The sequence below is a fragment of the Actinomadura rubrobrunea NBRC 15275 genome, assembly GCF_001552235.1.
Classification (GTDB): Bacteria; Actinomycetota; Actinomycetes; order Streptosporangiales; family Streptosporangiaceae; genus Spirillospora; species Spirillospora viridilutea.
On sequence record NZ_BCQU01000039.1, the window covers coordinates 1 to 19,260 of the forward strand.

At 70.8% G+C, this 19,260-nt stretch carries 12 protein-coding genes; 11 read left to right on the top strand and 1 reads right to left on the bottom strand.

Going from position 1 to position 19,260, the window contains the following annotated elements:
- Nucleotides 1-564: 564 nt before the first annotated feature.
- Entirely contained in the window at nucleotides 565-2,211 is a 1,647-nt protein-coding gene (gene ctaD, locus AR3_RS14155) for an aa3-type cytochrome oxidase subunit I (RefSeq protein WP_067914282.1), read from the bottom strand.
- Nucleotides 2,212-2,421: 210 nt separating this feature from the next.
- On the opposite strand from ctaD, the gene AR3_RS14160 reads away from it, so the two are divergent.
- The 11 genes from AR3_RS14160 to narI all read left to right on the top strand — a co-directional run bounded on the left by AR3_RS14160 (nucleotide 2,422) and on the right by narI (nucleotide 19,222).
- Nucleotides 2,422-3,453, top strand: coding sequence for a LacI family DNA-binding transcriptional regulator (locus AR3_RS14160; RefSeq protein ID WP_067914285.1), 1,032 nt, complete (start codon nucleotides 2,422-2,424; stop codon nucleotides 3,451-3,453).
- Nucleotides 3,454-3,627: 174 nt separating this feature from the next.
- On the top strand, nucleotides 3,628-5,010 hold the full coding sequence (locus tag AR3_RS14165; protein ID WP_067914288.1) for an ABC transporter substrate-binding protein: 1,383 nt from the start codon (nucleotides 3,628-3,630) through the stop codon (nucleotides 5,008-5,010).
- Nucleotides 5,011-5,064: 54 nt separating this feature from the next.
- Nucleotides 5,065-5,985 (top strand): carbohydrate ABC transporter permease, encoded by a 921-nt coding sequence (locus AR3_RS14170; RefSeq protein WP_067914291.1) that lies wholly within the window; start codon nucleotides 5,065-5,067, stop codon nucleotides 5,983-5,985.
- A 12-nt stretch (nucleotides 5,986-5,997) separates the two neighbouring features.
- On the top strand, nucleotides 5,998-6,963 hold the full coding sequence (locus AR3_RS14175) for a carbohydrate ABC transporter permease (RefSeq protein ID WP_083951490.1): 966 nt from the start codon (nucleotides 5,998-6,000) through the stop codon (nucleotides 6,961-6,963).
- A 146-nt stretch (nucleotides 6,964-7,109) separates the two neighbouring features.
- Nucleotides 7,110-8,657, top strand: a complete 1,548-nt coding sequence (locus AR3_RS14180; protein WP_067914293.1) for a glycoside hydrolase family 13 protein — start codon at nucleotides 7,110-7,112, stop codon at nucleotides 8,655-8,657.
- A gap of 57 nt (nucleotides 8,658-8,714) precedes the next feature.
- Nucleotides 8,715-10,538: a right-handed parallel beta-helix repeat-containing protein gene (locus tag AR3_RS14185; protein ID WP_146150333.1), complete on the top strand. Its 1,824-nt coding sequence runs from the start codon at nucleotides 8,715-8,717 to the stop codon at nucleotides 10,536-10,538.
- A gap of 428 nt (nucleotides 10,539-10,966) precedes the next feature.
- On the top strand, nucleotides 10,967-12,226 hold the full coding sequence (locus AR3_RS14190; protein ID WP_390098785.1) for an MFS transporter: 1,260 nt from the start codon (nucleotides 10,967-10,969) through the stop codon (nucleotides 12,224-12,226).
- 117 nt (nucleotides 12,227-12,343) lie between these two features.
- The gene (locus AR3_RS14195) at nucleotides 12,344-16,012 is read left to right on the top strand and encodes a nitrate reductase subunit alpha (RefSeq protein ID WP_067914301.1); all 3,669 of its coding nucleotides are present in this window, start codon (nucleotides 12,344-12,346) and stop codon (nucleotides 16,010-16,012) included.
- Nucleotides 16,012-17,745: a nitrate reductase subunit beta gene (narH, locus tag AR3_RS14200; RefSeq protein WP_067914304.1), complete on the top strand. Its 1,734-nt coding sequence runs from the start codon at nucleotides 16,012-16,014 to the stop codon at nucleotides 17,743-17,745. The genes AR3_RS14195 and narH overlap by 1 nt, the downstream gene beginning before the upstream one ends.
- Nucleotides 17,742-18,431, top strand: coding sequence for a nitrate reductase molybdenum cofactor assembly chaperone (narJ, locus tag AR3_RS14205; RefSeq protein ID WP_067914307.1), 690 nt, complete (start codon nucleotides 17,742-17,744; stop codon nucleotides 18,429-18,431). Before narH ends, narJ begins: the two co-directional genes overlap by 4 nt.
- On the top strand, nucleotides 18,428-19,222 hold the full coding sequence (gene narI / locus AR3_RS14210; RefSeq protein WP_083951491.1) for a respiratory nitrate reductase subunit gamma: 795 nt from the start codon (nucleotides 18,428-18,430) through the stop codon (nucleotides 19,220-19,222). Before narJ ends, narI begins: the two co-directional genes overlap by 4 nt.
- Nucleotides 19,223-19,260 lie beyond the last annotated feature (38 nt).

Here is a 19,260-nt window from a genome sequence, read left to right on the forward strand (position 1 = left end):
GGGCCCCGAGGCCGTGCTCGACCGCGCCCTGGAGCTGCTCGGCAAACTGCGCGAGCAGGTATTGACATTGCCTCCGGTCACGGCCAAATCCAGCGGCCGCCTTCTGGCGTCGTTGCAAGGTGGATTCAATCGCTGAGCCGGTGAGCCCGGCACGGGGGCACAAGGGGCGCCTTGCGGAGTGAAGCTCGTCGTATTCGGGGACAGTGATGCCTTGGGCCGGACCGGCACTGGTCACCGTGCCGCCGGGCGGAAATCCACAATGCTTCCGAGGACGCGATCCGCATTACGGCCGGCGGTGACCGATCCAGGTTTCTTGTCGGTCGGCCCGCTCGTGATCGATCGAGTGTTTTCGCACCCTTCTTTCTCGGGCGCCGGTGGTTGCGCGGCGGCGGTCAGGTGTCCCGGCCGCTGTGCTCAATTGTTGGGACTGCAGCGTGGTATCGCGCGGGTCACGCTCTGGGCAGGGCGGATTTTGGTGAGGGGCGCCCGTCCCGCCGGAGGGGGAGGACGGCGGGACGGGCGCGGGGTCGCGAGGCCGTCTGGCCGTCGCCGACCGGTCCTTCGTCAGCCCGTCTCGGTGCCTGCGCGCGGGTGGTGCAGGTCGAAGGCGGGCCGCGTGGAGCGGATGCGCGGAATGGAGGTGAAGTTGTGCCGCGGGGGCGGGCAGGAGGTCGCCCACTCCAGCGATCCGCCGTAGCCCCACGGGTCGTCCACGGTCACCCGCGGCGCGGACTTGGCGGTGCGGTAGATGTTCCACAGGAACGGGATCGTGGAGATGCCCAGCAGGAACGCACCGGCCGTGGACACCATGTTGAGGGTGGTGAATTCGGCGGGATAGTCGGCGAACCGCCGCGGCAATCCCTGGACGCCCATCCAGTGCTGGACCAGGAAGGTGCCGTGGAAGCCGATGAACAGGGTCCAGAAATGGACCTTGGCCCAGCCCTCGTGCAGCACCTTGCCGGTCATCTTCGGCCACCAGAAGTAGAACCCGGCGAACATGGCGAACACCACGGTGCCGAACAGCGTGTAGTGGAAGTGGGCGACGACGAAGTAGGAGTCGCTGACGTGGAAGTCGATCGGCGGCGAGGCGAGCAGCACGCCCGTGAGTCCGCCGAACAGGAACGTCACGAGGAAGCCGACCGAGAACAGCATCGGCGCCTCGAAGGTCAGCTGTCCGCGCCACATCGTGCCCACCCAGTTGAAGAACTTGATCCCGGTCGGCACGGCGATCAGGAGCGTCATGAACGAGAAGAAGGGCAGCACCACCTGGCCGGTGGTGAACATGTGGTGCGCCCACACGGCCATCGACAGGCCGGCGATCGACAGCGTGGCCGCCACCATGCCCACGTAGCCGAAGATCGGCTTGCGGCTGAACACCGGGATGATCTCGGAGATGATCCCGAAGAACGGCAGCGCGATCACGTAGACCTCGGGGTGCCCGAAGAACCAGAACAGGTGCTGGAAGATCAGCGCGCCGCCGGTCTCGGCGTCGAAGATGTGCGAGCCGAACTTGCGGTCGGACTCCAGCGCCACCAGCGTCGCGGCCAGCACCGGGAAGATCGCCAGCACCAGGATGCTGGTGATCAGCACGTTCCAGGTGAAGACCGGCACCCGGAACATCGTCATGCCCGGCGCCCGCATGCACAGGATCGTGGTGATGAAGTTGACCGCCGAAAGGATCGTGCCGAAGCCGCCCAGCGTGAGGCCGATGATGCCCATGTCGGCGCCGATGCCGGGACTGTGAATGGCGTTCGACAGCGGCGGATACATGTACCAGCCGAAACTGGCCGCGCCGCCCGGCGTGAGGAAGGACGCGGCCGCGATCAGCCCGCCGAACAGGAACAGCCAGTAGCTCAGCATGTTCAGGCGGGGGAAGGCCACGTCCGGAGCGCCGATCTGCAGCGGCATCACCACGTTGGCGAACCCGGTGAACAGCGGGGTGGCGAACAGCAGCAGCATGATCAGGCCGTGCATGGTGAAGGCCTGGTTGTACTGCTCGTTGGAGACCAGCTGCAGTCCCGGATGCGCCAGCTCGGCGCGCACGACCAGGGCCAGGACGCCGCCGATGAGAAAGAACGCGAACGAGGTGATCAAGTAGAGGTAGCCGATCACCTTGTGGTCGGTCGACGTCAGCCAGGAGACCAGACGCGTCCCTTTGCGCGTCACGGGCCTGTCGACCGTTTCCACCTGCACGGCGGAACTCGACGTCATGCGGCAACTCCAGAACTCGGATGAGGATCCCGTACATCCCAGCGATCAGCGCGCGGCCGGACCAGGGACCAACGGGCTCCGCCGCCGAGGGACCAATGGCCCGAACTTCCGGGACCTTCGTCCCGCACCGGTCGCCGAGGGAGCGGCTCACTTGCGTCGTTTGCGCAAGATCGGACGTTCACTTGCACAGGGCTGTCGTATCCTTGCGCAATGAGTCAGTCAGGGGAGTCCGCGCGGACCCGGCGGCTCGCCGAGGTCGCGAAGAAGGTGGGAGTCAGCGAGGCGACGGTCAGCCGCGTGCTGAACGGGCGTCCGGGGGTGTCGGAGGCGACGCGGCAGGCGGTGCTCACCGCGCTCGACGTGCTGGGCTACGAGCGGCCCACGCAGCTGCGCGGGGAGCGGGCCCGGCTGGTGGGCCTGGTCCTGCCGGAGCTGGGCAACCCGATCTTCCCGGCGCTGGCGGAGGTGATCGGGGGCGCGCTCGCCCAGCGGGGGTTCACGCCGGTGCTGTGCACCCGGACCGCGGGCGGGCTGTCGGAGGCCGACTACGTCAACATGCTCGTCGACCAGCAGGTGTCGGGCGTGGTGTTCGCGGGCGGGCACTACGCGGAGCTCGATTCCCCGCACGACCACTACTACCGGCTGATGGAGCTGGGGCTTCCGGTCGTGCTGGTGAACGCGGGGGTGCCGGAGCTGACGTTCCCCCGGGTGTCCACCGACGACGCGGTCGCCGTCGAGCAGGCCTACGCGCATCTGACGTCGCTGGGGCATGAGCGCATCGCGCTGCTGCTGGGGCCGGAGGACCACATCCCGTCGCAGCGCAAGCTGGCAGCGTTCCGCGCGGTCGCGGGCGAGGTGCCCGACGACGCGGTGGCGCACGCCATGTTCTCGATCGAGGGCGGCCACTCGGTGGCCGCGCGGATCATCGCGGCGGGGTACACGGCGGTGATCTGCGCGAGCGACGTGCTGGCGCTCGGGGCGATCCGGGCGGTGCGCCGGGCCGGGCTGTCGGCGCCGGAGGACCTGTCGGTGGTCGGGTTCGACGACTCGGCGTTCATCAACTGCACGCACCCGCCGCTCACCACGGTCCGCCAGCCGATCGAGGCGATGGGCAGGGCGGCGGTCAGCATGCTGGTCACGCAGATGGAGCGCGGGTCGGCGCCCGCCGAGGAGCTGCTCTACGAGCCCGAGCTGGTGGTCCGCGGCTCCACCGCGCCGCCGCGGCCGGCCGCCTCCGGCTGATCGCGCGCGCATCGCGCTCCGAGCCGTCGCCCCCGTGGGCGGCGGCTCTCGTCATTCCGGGCGCGTTCCAAAGTTTGCGATCTTTCGTCGTGTTCTTGCGTTGAAAAATTCGGGTCTTGCGTTGTGATGTACGTCTCTGTATGTTCCTCGCAATCCCCCGAGGAGGAACCCCCGATGAGACTCCGTCCAGTGGCGGTGCTGCTGACGGCGGCACTGGCCGTCACGGGCACCGCGTGCGGCGCCAAGTCCAGCAGGCAGAACGACCGCGGGGCCGCCGCGACGGCCGGGCCGCTCGATCCGAACACCAAGGTGACGATCACCGTCGGCTGCCGGCCCCCGAAGACCGCCAAGGCCGAGCGGGCCGCGTGGGACGCCGACGTCAAGGCGTTCCAGGCCGAGTACCCGAACATCACGGTCGTCGGCAAGGACGCCTTCCCCTGCATCGTGCCCGAGACGTTCCAGGCCAAGCTGGCCGGCGGGCAGATGGAGGACGTCTTCTACGTCTACTACACCGACGCCCAGAAGATCATTCAGAACCGGCAGGCCGCCGACATCACCCCCTACGTCGGCGCCCTCAAGCGGCTCAAGGACGTCAACCCGCAGTTCCTCAAGGCGCTCCAGGACGGCAAGGGCCGCATCTACGGCGTCCCCCGCAAGGGCTACACCACCGGGCTCGTCTACAACCGCAAGCTGTTCGCCAAGGCGGGGCTCGACCCGAACAACCCGCCCAAGACCTGGGCCGAGGTCCGCGAGGCCGCCAAGAAGATCTCCGCGCTGGGCCCCGGCTACGTCGGGTACGGCGAGTACAGCGCCGGCAACACCGGCGGCTGGCACTTCACCGCCGAGATCTACGGGCGGGGCGGCGACGTCGTCACCCCCGACGGCAAGAAGGCCGCGTTCAACAGCCCCGAAGGGCGCGCCGTCCTGCAGACCCTCAAGGACATGCGCTGGACCGACGACTCCATGGGGACCAAGCAGCTGCTGCGCTGGGAGGACCTCATGCGGATGATGGGCAGCGGCAAGCTCGGCATGATGGTCGGCGCGCCGGACGTGGCCGTCGAGACGTTCCTCAACTTCGGCGCCGAGATCGAGGACATCGGCGCGACCACGCTGCCGGAGGCCAGGGCGTCCCTGCTCGGCGGCGACGCCTACATGATCAACCCGAAGGCGAGCCCGGACCAGATCAAGGCCGCCATGCTGTGGCTGGACTTCCGGAACCTGACGCCGGGGCAGGGCCAGTTCGACTACAAGCGGTTCAAGGAGGGGGGCCGCCCGGTCGGCGTCCCCGAGAACCTGCTGTGGGGCGACAACGCCAGCGGCGCCCAGGAGCGCGCGCTGCGGCGCCAGTACGCCACCGTGCCCGTGGACAACTTCGCCCCGTATGAGAAGGGGTCGTCCGGCGTCACGCCCAAGGTGGAGCCGCCGAACGCGCAGGCCATCTACGCGATCCTCGACGGCGTCATGTCGGCCGTCCTGACCCGCAGGGACGCCGACATCGACCAGCTGCTGGCCGACGCCGAGAAGAAGGTCAACGCACTCCTCGCCCGCAGCAACTGACGCCCACCTCCCGGGGGCGCCGCCCGGCGCTCCCGGGGCACCGGAAGGACCACGATGACCGTTTCGCACGGCGGCCGCCTCCGCCCGGCGGGGGCGCCGCGCAGGCGGCTCGGCCTGGCGGTACGGCGGAACCTCACCGCCTACGGGTTCCTCAGCGGAGCGCTGATCTGCTTCGCGTTCTTCTCCTGGTATCCGATGGCCCGCGAGGTCGTCCTGAGCTTCCAGAAGAACAATTTCGTCGATCCGCCCCAGTGGGTCGGGCTCGACAACATCCGGACGGTGGTGCAGGACCCCGCGTTCTGGCCCGCCTGGCGCAACACCGCGATGTTCACCCTGCTCGCGCTGCTGTGCGGGTACGTGGTCCCCTTCGCGATCGCGCTGGTGCTGAACGAGCTGCGGCACGCCCGCGGCTACCTGAGGTTCGTGGTGTACCTGCCCGTCATGCTGCCGCCGGCGGTGTCGGTGCTGCTGTTCAAGTGGTTCTACGACCCGGGGCCGGGCCTGTTCAACCAGCTGCTGAACCTGGTGCACCTGCCGGGTCTGAGCTGGCTGGACTCCCGGGACACCGCGCTGATCTCGCTGGTGATCGTGTCCACCTGGATGAACCTGGGCACCGGCACGCTGATCTACCTGGCGGCGCTGCAGACCGTCCCCGGCGAGCTGTACGAGGCCGCCGAGCTGGACGGCGCCGGGACGCTGCGCCGGATCTGGCACGTCACCATCCCGCAGACCCGGCTGATCCTGCTGGTGATGCTGCTGCTGCAGATCATCGCGACGATGCAGGTGTTCATCGAGCCGTACCTGCTCACCGGCGGCGGCCCGGAGGACGCCACGCTCAGCGTCGTCTACCTGATGTACCAGTACGCCTTCGACTACCAGGACTTCGGCGGGGGCAGCGCCCTCGGGCTGATGCTCATGATCGTCCTGATCGTCTTCTCCGCCGCCTACCTGCGCGTGTCGCGCAACGTCACCTGAAGGCCCGTCACCATGCCCTCTCTCACCGCCACGCGTCCGCCCGCCGCGTCCGCCCCGCCGTCCCGGCGCGCGCCCAGGCGGCGCCGTCCGAAGCCGTTCGCCACCGGGCACCGGACGGTGCTGTCGCCGCACCAGCTGAACTCGCCGTGGGGCCGCAGGATCTACTGGACCGTCCTGGTCTCGACGGTGATGCTGTTCACGGCCGTCTTCGTGTTCCCGCTGTACTGGATGGTCACCGGGGCGATGAAGACCGGCGAGGAGTTCGCCCGCATCCCGCCCACGTTCGTGCCGTCGTCCGTCTCCTTCGACAGCTACCGGCAGGCGTGGACGATGATGAACCTCGACCGGTTCCTGCTGAACACCCTGCAGTACGCGGCGGGGGCCTGGGCGTTCACGATGGCGTTCGACGTCGCCGCGGCCTACGCGCTGTCCAAGCTGCGCCCCCGGTTCGGCAACGTGATCTTGATGGGCATGCTGGCGACGCTGATGATCCCGCCGACGGTGATCCTGCTGCCCGCCTACCTGACGGTCAAGGACGTGCCGATCGTCCGGCTGGACCTGCTGAACACGCCGTGGGCGATCTGGCTGCCCGCGGTCGCCAACGGGTTCAACATCTTCCTGCTCAAGCGCTTCTTCGACGCGATCCCCACCGCCCTGCTGGAGGCGGCGCAGGTCGACGGCGCCTCGCCGCTGCGGATCCTGTGGTCGATCGTGCTGCCGGTGTCGCGGCCGATCCTCGGCGTCGTGTCGATCTTCACGGTGGTCAACGTGTGGCGCGACTTCGCCTGGCCCCTGCTCGTGCTGCAGGACCCGGAGAAGATGACGATCAGCGTGGGCATCGCCTCGCTGCGGGCCAACATGCCGCAGACCACGATGACCGCGGCCCTGGTGATCGCCAGCATCCCGACCATCGTCGTGTTCTTCCTGTTCCAGCGGCACATCATGGCCGGTCTGACCGCGGGGGGCCTCAAAGGCTGACCCCGTCCCCGGCGCCGCCCGTCCGGCGGCGCCCGACGAGTCCTTTCCGACGGCGCCGATCGAACAGTGACCGTGAAGTCGCGACCGAGCCTCTCCGAACGTCACCTCTCCGAACGTCCGCGAACAGTCCCGAGGAGCGCGTGAGCATGCCCGAAGCATGGTGGCGGGGAGCCGTGATCTACCAGGTCTACCTGCGCAGTTTCGCCGACGGCGACGGCGACGGCGTGGGCGACCTGGCGGGGCTGCGCTCCCGCCTGCCCTACCTGTCCGAGCTGGGGGTGGACGCCGTGTGGCTCAACCCCTGGTACCCGTCGCCGATGGCCGACGGCGGCTACGACGTCGCCGACTACCGCGGCATCGAACCGGTCTTCGGCACCCTCGCCGACGCGGAGGCCTTCATCGGCGACGCGCACGCGCTGGGCATCCGGGTCATCCTCGACGTGGTGCCCAACCACACCTCGGACCAGAGCGCGTGGTTCCGCGCCGCCCTGGCCGCCGGTCCGGGGTCCCCCGAGCGCGCCCGGTTCTGGTTCCGGCGCGGCGACGGGGACGCGCCGCCCAACGACTGGCAGTCGATCTTCGGCGGCCCGGCCTGGACGCGGGCCCCCGACGGCGAGTGGTACCTGCACCTGTTCGCCCCCGAGCAGCCCGACTTCAACTGGAACCATCCCGACGTGCGCGCCGAGTTCCTGGACGTGCTGCGGTTCTGGTTCGACCGGGGCGTGGACGGCTTCCGCGTCGACTCGGCCGCGCTGCCGGTCAAGGACCCCGACGCCGCGCCCGACGGACGGGACCCGTACACCGACCGGGACGGCGTCCACGACATCTACCGGGAGTGGCGGCGCCTGACCGACGCCTACCCCGGCCGGATGCTGGTCGGCGAGGTGTGGCTGCCCGACCAGGAGCGGCTCGCCCGCTACCTGCGGCCGGACGAGCTGCACACCGTCTTCAACTTCCCGTTCCTCGGCGCCCCCTGGGACGCGGCCGCCCTGCGGACCGTCATCGACGACACGCTCGCCACGCTCGCGCCGGTCGGCGCCCCGGCCACCTGGGTGCTGTCGAACCACGACGTCACCCGCACGGTCACCCGCTACGGCCGCGCCGACACCGCGTTCGACCACGCCGACCGCAAGCACGGCATGCCCAGCGACCTCACGGTCGGCATGCGGCGGGCCCGGGCCGCGGCGCTGCTGTCGCTCGCCCTGCCCGGGAGCGTGTACATCTACCAGGGCGAGGAGCTGGGGCTGCCCGAGGTGGAGGACCTGCCGGACGAGCTGCGGCAGGACCCCATCTGGCGCCGCTCCGGCCGCACCGACCCCGGTCGCGACGGCTGCCGGGTGCCGCTCCCCTGGTCCGGCACCGAGCCGCCGTTCGGGTTCGGCGCCGGGACGCCGTGGCTGCCGCAGCCCGCCGACTGGAAGGACCTGACGGTCGAGGCCCAGCAGGCCGATCCGTCCTCGATGCTGTCCCTCTACCGCGCCGCGCTGCGCATCCGCGCCGCCGAACTCGGCGACGGCGCCCTGACCTGGCTGCCGATGGGCGACGACGTGCTCGCCTTCACCCGCGACTCGGGCCTCACCTGCGTGGTGAACCTCGGCGCCGACCCCGTGCGCGTCGACGGCGAGGTCCTGTTGGCCAGCGGGCCGCTGGACGGCGACGTGCTGCCCGCGGACACCGCCGTGTGGCTGCGCTGATCAGACCTTTCCCCCGGAAGTGCCCCCAACCCCCCGCTCACCGAGGGAGCAGAACAAATGAAACGGAAGCTGACCCCGCTCCTGCTGTCCGTGACCTTGGCCGCGTCCGGCGGCCTCCTCGGCCCGGTGGCGTCCCCCGCCGCCGCGGCCGAGAAGCCCGGCGGACGCGCCGACGACACCTCTCCCCGCGCGGCGGCCGCGGGACGCGGCGCCACCATGCCGTACGAGTGGTATGAGGCGGAGGACGGCGTGCTCGCCGGCGGCGCGACGGTCGTCGGCCCCAACCGCACCGTCGGGGACCTGGCGGGCGAGGCGTCGGGCCGCCGGGCGGTCCGGCTCACCGGAACCGGCGCCAGCGTCGAGTTCACCACCACGGCGCCCACCAACACGCTGGTGGTCCGCTACTCGATCCCCGACGCCCCGGGCGGCGGCGGCATCGACGCGACGCTCAACGTCTACGTCGACGGGACCTTCCACAAGGCCCTCGACCTGACGTCCCGCTACACCTGGGTGTACGGCGACGAGGCCAACCCGAGCGACGCGCCGAGCGCGGGCCCGCCGCGCCACATCTACGACGAGGCCAACCTGATGCTCGGCACCACCGTGCCCGCCGGCAGCAAGATCAAGCTGCAGAAGGACGCGGACAACACGACCACCTACGCCATCGACTTCATCAACACCGAGCAGGTGGCCGCCAAGCCCAACCCGGACCCGGCCAAGTACGCGGTCCCCGCCGGTTTCACCCACCAGGACGTGCAGAACGCCCTGGACCGGGCGCGGCAGGACCCCAACCTGGAGGGCGTGTACCTGCCGCCGGGCGACTATGAGACGACCCACAAGTTCAACGTCTACGGCAAGGCCGTCAAGGTCGTGGGCGCGGGCCCGTGGTTCACGCGGTTCCACACCCCGAGGAACCAGCAGAACACCGACGCGGGCTTCCACGCGGACGCGTCCGCCAACGGCTCGACGTTCTCCGGGTTCGCCTTCTTCGGCAACTACACCGTGCGCATCGACGGCCCGGGCAAGGTGTTCGACTTCAGCAACGTCGCCGACATGACCATCGACGACATCTGGGTCGAGCACACGGTCTGCCTCTTCTGGGGCACCAACGTCGACAACTCCGTCATCAAGAACTCGCGGATCAGGAACATGTGGGCCGACGGCCTCAACCTGACCAACGGCAGCAGCGGCAACACGGTCAGCAACATCGAGGCGCGCACCACCGGCGACGACGGCTTCGCGCTGTTCCCGGCCGTCGACCGCCACAACGAGCAGCAGACCGGCAACGTCTACGAGAACCTCACCTCGCTGCTGACCTGGCGGGCCGCGGGCCTGGCGGTCTACGGGGGCGGCGGCAACACCTTCCGCAACCTGTACATCGCCGACACCCTCGTCTACCCCGGGATCACCATCGCCACGCTGCGGTTCGGGAGCATCCCGGCGCTGGGCTTCGAGGCCGACCCGAAGACGACGTTCGAGAACATCTCGCTCGTGCGGGCGGGCGGCCACTTCTGGGGCCGGCAGACCTTCCCCGCACTGTGGGCGTACTCCGGCGAGTACCCGTTCCGGGGGATCCGGGTCAACGATGTCGACATCGTCGACCCGACGTACTCGGGGATCATGTTCCAGACCAAGTACTCCGACGGGCGGCCGCTCAACCCGATCACCGACGTCGTCTTCACCGACGTCGCCATCTCCGGGGCGCGCAAGAGCGGTGACGAGTTCGACGCCAAGTCGGGCTTCGGCATCTGGGTCAACGAGGAGCCCGAGCCCGGCCAGGGTCCGGCCGTCGGCTCGGCGACCTTCAACGGCCTGAGCCTGAGCGACAACCACGAGGACATCCGCAACAACACCACCACGTTCACCCTCAACCTGAACTGACACGACGAGAAGGGGCCGCGGAACGCGTCGTCCGCGGCCCCTTCTGCGCGAGAACCCCCGTTCGCCCGTGGACGGACAGGCCGCGCCCCGAACGACCGCAGCGCCGCAGGGCATGCGTTTCCGCGCTGGGCAGGCGGCCGCGCCGCCCGGGCGTCAACACACAAGTCCGCACGCCGAACGACCCCGGCGCCGCAGGTCCTGTGTCTCCCTCCCCGTACGGGGCAGGCGGCCGCGTCGCGCCCAGGACGGCATGGGACGGTGCGCGGACGCGGAAGGCTCGCCGCGAGGCCGACGAACAGCCCGCCGCGCCGGGACCAAGGTCCCTAGGACCTGTGGGACCGGACGGGCCACCGTTGGAACGGCGTGAAGCGGACCAGTTCGGGAAGCCCTGCGAGAGGACGGCTGCGGCCGTCGGGTGTGCGTGGGAAGTGAGGCCGGTGGCAGGCGAACGGGAGCAGGGGGCCGGGGCGTCCGAGGCGGCGCATCCGGGCGGGCGGCCGATGGCGATGCTGGCGGTGGCCACCGTGGGCTTCGCGCTGAACTTCTGGGCGTGGGCGCTGCTCAGCCCGCTCGGCCCCCGGTTCAAGGACGCGTTGCATCTCACCACTTTCGAGCAGGCGCTGCTGGTGGCGGTGCCGGTGGTGGTCGGCTCGCTGGGCCGGATCCCGGTCGGGGCGCTGACCGACCGGTTCGGCGGGCGCGTGATGTTCCCGGTGGTGTCGGCGGCGACCATCGTCCCGGTGCTGTTCCTGGGATGGGCCGGGCAGTCGTCCTTCGCGGCGCTGCTGATCGGCGGTTTCTTCCTCGGCATCGGCGGCACGGCGTTCGCCGTCGGGGTGCCGTTCGTCAACGCCTGGTTCCCGCCCGAGCGGCGCGGGCTGGCGCTCGGGGTGTTCGGCGCCGGCATGGGCGGTACCGCGATCAGCGCGCTGACGACGGTGAAGCTGGTCGACTGGGGCGGGACGGCGACCCCGTTCGGGGTCACCGCGCTCGTGCTGGCGGTGTACACGGCGGTGTCCGCACTGGTGCTCCGCGAGGCGCCCGGCCGTGCGGCCTCCGCCGAGCCTGCGGCGCGGCGGCTGGCGGAGGCCGCACGGCTGGGCGTCACCTGGCAGGCGTCCGCGCTGTATGCGGTGGCGTTCGGCGGGTACGTTGCCTTCTCGGTATATCTGCCGACTCATCTGAAGAACGAGTACGGGCTGGCGCAGGCGGACGCGGCCGCCCGGATGGCCGGTTTCGTGATCCTCGCGGTCGTCATGCGGCCGTTCGGAGGGTGGCTGTCGGACCGGTTCGGTCCCGCGCGGGTCCTGGCCGCGGCGCTGGCGGTGGTGGCCGCCGGCGCGGTGGTGCAGGCGTTCGCGCCGCCGCTGATGCCGGTGGGCACGCTGGCGTTCCTGACCATGGCCGCGGCGTTGGGCGTCGGCAGCGGCGCCGTGTTCGCGCTGGTCGCGCGGCTGGTGCCGGCGGGCAAGGTCGGCTCGGTGACCGGTGTGGTGGGCGCGGCCGGCGGTCTGGGCGGCTTCGTTCCGCCGCTGGTGATGGGGTCCCTCTACGGCGCCTACGGCTCCTACGCCCTCGGGCTGGTGCTGCTGGCCGTGGTAGCGGTCGCCGCGGCCGCGTTCACCGTTTCGGTGGTGCGCCGGGCGGTGGAGGAGGCGGCCCATGGCCGCATCGTCGGGCAGACGTGACCCGCCCGCGGGAGGAACCCATGGCGCACAGGCAAAAGGGGACGAGACAGAGGGGGAGCGACGGTGAGTGCGGGTAATGGCCGGGGGCGGAGCGAGGCGGGCCTCGACAGTCCGCTGATGGACGCTCTCGTGGGGACGCGCCGGTTCTTCACCCGCGCGGACGTATCGCAGGACCGGCGCACCCTCCACAAGAAGGGCGGCCGACAGGCGGACGAGTTCTATCGGGACCGCTGGTCGCACGACAAGGTGGTGCGGTCCACGCACGGCGTGAACTGCACGGGTTCCTGCTCGTGGAAGGTGTACGTCAAGGACGGCATCATCACCTGGGAGGCCCAGCAGACCGACTACCCGTCCGTGGGGCCGGACCGTCCGGAGTACGAGCCGCGGGGCTGCCCGCGCGGCGCGGCGTTCTCCTGGTACACCTACTCGCCCACGCGGGTGCGGTACCCGTACGTCCGCGGGGTCCTGCTGGAGATGTACCGGGAGGCCAGGGCCCGCACCGGCGATCCGGTGGCGGCGTGGGCGGAGATCGTGTCCGACCCGGAGCGGGCGCGGCGGTACAAGTCGGCGCGGGGCAGGGGCGGCCTGGTCCGGGCGAGCTGGGACGAGGCGGTCGAGATGATCGCCGCGGCGCACGTCCACACGGTGAAGACGTGGGGGCCGGACCGGGTGGCGGGGTTCTCGCCGATCCCGGCGATGTCGATGGTGTCGCACGCGTCCGGCGCCCGGTTCGTGTCGCTGCTGGGCGGGACGATGCTGTCGTTCTACGACTGGTACGCCGACCTGCCGGTGGCTTCTCCGCAGGTGTTCGGCGACCAGACCGACGTGCCCGAGTCCGGCGACTGGTGGGACGCCGGCTACCTGATCATGTGGGGGTCGAACCTGCCGGTGACGCGCACCCCGGACGCGCACTGGATGGCCGAGGCCCGCTACCGGGGGCAGAAGGTGGTGGCGGTCTCCCCCGACTACGCCGACAACGTCAAGTTCGCCGACGAATGGCTGGCCGCACAGCCCGGCACGGACGGCGCGCTGGCGATGGCGATGGGCCACGTGATCCTCAAGGAGTTCTTCGTCGACCGCCGCGTCGACTACTTCACCGAGTACGTCAAGCGGTACACCGACCTGCCGTTCCTGGTGCGGCTGGAGCCGAACGCCGCGGGCGACGCGTACGTGCCGGGCAAGTTCCTCACCGCCGCCGACCTGCCCGGCGCCGAGGCGCGCACCGAGCACGCCGCGTTCAAGACCGTGCTGCTGGACGCCGTCACCGACCGTCCCCTGGTCCCCGGCGGATCACTGGGCTTCCGGTACGGCGAGCAGGGCGCGGGACGCTGGAACCTGGACCTCGAGGGCGCCGACCCGCGCCTGTCGGTGGCCGACGACCCGGCGGCCGAACCACCGGTCGAGGTGGAGCTGCCGCGGTTCGACGCCCCCGACGGGACGCCCGGGACGCTGCGCAGGGGCGTGCCGGTGCGGCGGGTCGGCGAGCACCTGGTGACGACCGTGTTCGACCTGCTGCTCGCCCAGTACGGGGTGCGGCGCCACGGCCTGCCGGGCACCTGGCCGTCCGGGTACGACGACCCGTCCGAGCCGTGCACCCCGGCCTGGCAGGAGCCGATCACGGGGGTTCCGGCGGCGGCCGCCGCGCGGATCGGCCGGGAGTTCGCCGCCAACGCCGAGCAGACCCGCGGCCGCTCGATGATCATCATGGGGGCGGGGACCAACCACTGGTTCCACTCCGACACCATCTACCGGGCGTTCCTGGCGCTGACCACGCTGACCGGCTGCCAGGGCGTCAACGGCGGAGGCTGGGCGCACTACGTGGGCCAGGAGAAGTGCCGCCCGTTCACCGGGTGGGCGCAGCTGGCGTTCGCGCTGGACTGGTCCCGGCCGCCCCGCCAGATGATCGGCACGGCGTACTGGTACCTGCACACCGACCAGTTCCGCTACGACCGCTTCGGCGCCGACGCCCTCGCCGCCGCGACCGCCGAGGGGCGGCTGGCGGGCAAGAGCACCGCGGACGTCATCGCGCAGGCGGCGCGGCTGGGGTGGATGCCGTCCTATCCGACGTTCGACCGCAACCCCCTCGACCTGGCCGACGAGGCGGAGGCGTCGGGGATGCCGGTCGGCGAGTACATCGTGTCGCAGCTCGAGCAGGGGCGGCTGCGGTTCGCGTGCGAGGACCCCGACGCGCCGGAGAACTTCCCGCGGATCCTCACGGTGTGGCGGGCCAACCTGCTGGGCTCGTCCGCCAAGGGCAACGAGTACTTCCTCAAGCATCTGCTCGGCGCCGACGCGCAGCTGCGCGCCGCCGAGGCGCCGCCGGAGGCCAGGCCGAAGGACGTGGCGTGGCGCGAGGAGGCCCCCGTCGGGAAGCTGGACCTGCTGCTGTCGCTGGACTTCCGGATGACCAGCACGACGATCTACTCCGACATCGTGCTGCCGGCGGCGACCTGGTACGAGAAGCACGACCTCAGCACCACCGACATGCACCCGTTCGTGCACTCGTTCAACCCGGCGATCGCCCCGCCCTGGCAGACCCGCACCGACTGGGACGCCTTCCAGGCGATCGCCGACGCGTTCAGCCGCATGGCCGCGGTGCACCTGGGCGTCCGCAAGGACGTGGTCGCGGTGCCGCTGACGCACGACACCCCGGACGAGCTGGCCACCCCGCACGGGCGCGTCCGCGACTGGAAGACCGGGGAGTGCGCCCCGGTGCCGGGCGCGACCATGCCGAAGCTGGTGGTCGTGGAACGCGACTACGGCGCCGTCGCCGCCAAGATGGCCGCGCTCGGGCCGCTGGCCGAGTCGCTCGGCGCGACCGTCAAGGGCGTCTCGTTCGACCTGACGCGCCCGGTGGAGTACCTGCGGCGCGCGAACGGCGTGATCCGCGGCGGACCGGCCGACGGGCGCCCGTCCCTGGTCCGCGACGTGCACGCCTGCGAGGCGATCCTGGCGCTGTCGGGCACCACCAACGGGCACCTGGCCGTCCAGGGGTTCCGGGCGCTGGAGGAGCGCACCGGCACGGCGCTGGCGGACCTGGCCGCCGAGCACGAGGGCAAGCAGATCACCTTCGCCGACACCCAGGCCAGGCCGACGCCGGTCATCACCTCGCCGGAGTGGTCCGGCTCGGAGAGCGGCGGGCGCCGGTACTCGCCGTTCACCATCAACGTCGAGCGGCTCAAGCCCTGGCACACCCTCACCGGGCGCCAGCACTTCTACCTCGACCACGACTGGATCGCCGAGCTCGGCGAGCAGCTCCCGGTGTACCGGCCGCCGCTGAACATGCACGCCCTGTTCGGCGAGCCGCGCGCGGGCGAGCAGGGGGAGCTCGGCATCGCCGTGCGGTACCTCACCCCGCACAACAAGTGGTCCATCCACTCGGAGTACCAGGACAACCTGTTCATGCTGTCGTTGTCGCGCGGCGGCCCCACCATCTGGATCAGCGACCGGGACGCCGCGAAGATCGGGGTGTCTGACAACGACTGGATCGAGGCGGTCAACCGCAACGGCGTCGTGGTGGCGCGCGCGATCGTGTCGCACCGCATGCCCGAGGGCACCGTCTACATGCACCACGCCCAGGACCGGCTCATCGACGTGCCGCGCAGCGAGACGACCGGGCGCCGGGGCGGCATCCACAACTCGCTGACCCGGCTGCTGATCAAACCCAGCCATCTGATCGGCGGCTACGCCCAGTTGTCGTTCGCGTTCAACTACCTGGGCCCCACCGGCAACCAGCGCGACGAGGTCACCGTGATCCGCCGCCGCGCGCAGGAGGTGACGTACTGATGCGCGTGATGGCGCAGATGGCGATGGTGATGAACCTCGACAAGTGCATCGGCTGCCACACCTGCTCGGTGACGTGCAAACAGGCGTGGACGAACCGCAGCGGCACCGAGTACGTGTGGTTCAACAACGTCGAGACCCGCCCCGGGCAGGGGTACCCGCGCCGCTACGAGGACCAGGAGAAGTGGCGCGGCGGCTGGACGCTCAACCGGCGAGGGCGCCTGACGCTCAAGGGCGGCGGACGGCTGCGCAAGCTGCTCACCATCTTCGCCAACCCGAAACTGCCGTCCCTCGACGACTACTACGAGCCCTGGACCTACGACTACGACACGCTCACCAACGCGCCGCTGCAGGAGCACACTCCCGTCGCGCGTCCCAAGTCGCTCATCTCCGGCAAGGACATGAAGATCTCCTGGTCGGCGAACTGGGACGACGACCTCGGCGGCTCCCCCGGCCTGGAGGAGCGCGACGTGGTGCTGGGCCGTGTGGCGGAGAAGGTCAAGCTGGAGTTCGAGAAGACCTTCATGTTCTACCTGCCGCGCATCTGCGAGCACTGCCTCAACCCGTCGTGCGCGGCGTCCTGCCCGTCCGGCGCGATCTACAAGCGGACCGAGGACGGCATCGTGCTGGTCGACCAGGACCGCTGCCGCGGGTGGCGGATGTGCATCACCGGATGCCCGTACAAGAAGGTCTACTTCAACCACCGCACCGGCAAGGCCGAGAAGTGCACCTTCTGCTTCCCGCGCGTGGAGGTCGGCCTCCCCACGGTGTGCTCGGAGACCTGCGTGGGGCGTCTGCGCTACATCGGCCTGATGCTCTACGACGCCGACAAGGTGCTCGAGGCCGCGTCCACGCCCGACGAGAAGGCGCTGTACGAGGCGCAGCTGGAGGTGTTCCTGGACCCCCACGACCCGGTGGTCATCGCGGCCGCCGAGCGGGAGGGCATCCCGCGCGACTGGATCGAGGCGGCCCAGCGCTCCCCCGTCCACGCGCTGATCAACACCTACAGGCTGGCGCTGCCGCTGCATCCCGAGTACCGCACGATGCCGATGGTCTGGTACATCCCGCCGCTGTCCCCGGTCGTGGACGTCGTCCGCGACACCGGGCACGACGCCGAGGACACCGGCAACCTGTTCGCCGCCATCGAGGCCCTGCGCATCCCCGTCGACTACCTGGCCCAGCTGTTCACGGCCGGCGACCCGGCCCCCGTCGACGCCGTCCTGCGCCGCCTGGCCGCCATGCGCTCCTACATGCGCGACATCAACCTGGGGCGCGAACCCGACGAGGGCATCCCCGCCAAGGTCGGCATGACCGGCGAGCAGATGTACGACATGTACCGGCTGCTGGCGCTCGCCAAGTACGACGAGCGCTACGTCATCCCGCCCGCGCACGCCGAGCAGGCCCACAAGCTGGAAGAGCTCGCCACCGAGTGCAGCCTGAACTACGAGGGCGGCCCCGGGATGGGCGGCTGGGGGCCGTTCGGCGAGTCGTCCGGCGGCGCCTCCCCGATCGCGGTGGAGAACTTCCACATGCTCCGGGAACGTCAGACGGCGGACCGCTCCGCCGACCCGTCCGACCGGCGCGCCCGCATCAACCTGCTCAACTGGGACGGCAAGGGCAGGCCCGCCGGCCTGTTCCCGCCCCGCCGCGACGAGCCGGGCGGGCCGGACGACGCGTCGCCGGGCGGCGACCCGCCCGCCGGGGCGGGCACCGCGGAAACGGAGCCACGGCCATGAAGACCTGGATCAGGACACCGGGCGGGCGTTCCGCGCCGACCGACGCCGAACTGACGGCGGCCTGGCAGACCGCCTCGCTGTTGCTCGGCTACCCGGACGAGGGGCTGCTCGCCCGCCGTCCGCTGCTCGGCCAGGCGGTGGCGGCGCTGCCGCCGTCCCTCGGGGAGCCGCTGGGGCGGTTCCTCGACCACCTCGACGCCACGCCCCTGGCGCAGCTGGCCGCCGACTACGTCGCCACCTTCGACCACCGCAGACGCTGCTGCCTCTACCTGACCTACTACGCCTACGGCGACACCCGTAAGCGCGGCATGGCGCTGCTGCGCTTCAAGCACGCCTACCGCGCGGCGGGGCTCGTCCTCGCCGACGGCGAGCTTCCCGACCATCTGTCCGTCGTGCTGGAGTTCGCCGCCACCGGCGACCGCCGCGAGGGACGGCGGCTGCTGCTGGAGCACCGCGCCGGGCTGGAACTGCTGCGCCTGGCGCTCGCCGAGGCCGGATCGCCCTGGGCGTCCGTGCTGGACGCCGTCTCGGCCACCCTGCCCCCGCTGGACGGCGACGTGCGCGAGGCCGTGGCCCGTCTGGCCGCCGAGGGGCCGCCCGAGGAGGAGGTCGGCCTCGCCCCCTTCGACGCGCACGCCGGTCACCCCGCCCTGCTGCCCGAACCCGTCGTTGGAGCCCGCAAATGATCAGTGTCCTCGCCGCCCGCGTCCAGGGGGCCGCCGCGACCGCGCCGCACGGCGGCGGACAGGCGGACGTCCTGGACGTGCTGCTGTGGGTGGCGCTCCCGTACGTCGCCATCGCGGTCTTCGTCATAGGCCACTACTGGCGCTACCGCTACGACAAGTTCGGCTGGACGACCCGCTCGTCGCAGCTGTATGAGAAGCGCCTGCTGCGCATCGGCAGCCCGCTGTTCCACTTCGGCATCCTGATCGTCCTGCTCGGGCACGTCGGCGGGCTCGTCATCCCGGACACCTGGACCGAGGCGGCGGGGATCAGCGAGCACGCCTACCACGTGGCCGCAGTGACGCTCGGCACCGCGGCCGGCTTCTGCACCTTGACGGGCCTGGCGATCCTGATCTACCGGCGCCGCACCGTCGGGCCGGTCTTCTCCGCCACGACCCGCAACGACAAGCTGATGTACGCCGTCCTCACCCTGGTCATCGTGCTGGGGCTGGCCGCCACCGTCGCCGCCAACCTCGCGGGCGGCGGCTACGACTACCGCGAGACCGTGTCCCCCTGGTTCCGGTCGGTGTTCATGCTGCGGCCCGACCCGGACCTCATGGCGGACGTTCCGATCCTGTTCCAGCTGCACGCCCTCAGCGCCATGCTGCTGTTCTGCATCTGGCCGTTCACCCGCCTGGTGCACATGCTCACGGCGCCGGTCGGCTATCTCACCCGCCCCTACATCGTCTACCACAGCCGCGACGAGCGGCTCGGGGCGCGCGCCCCGCGGCGCGGCTGGGAGCGCCTCCCCTGACTGCGCGCGGCGCCACCGCCCGACCACGGACTGTTTTT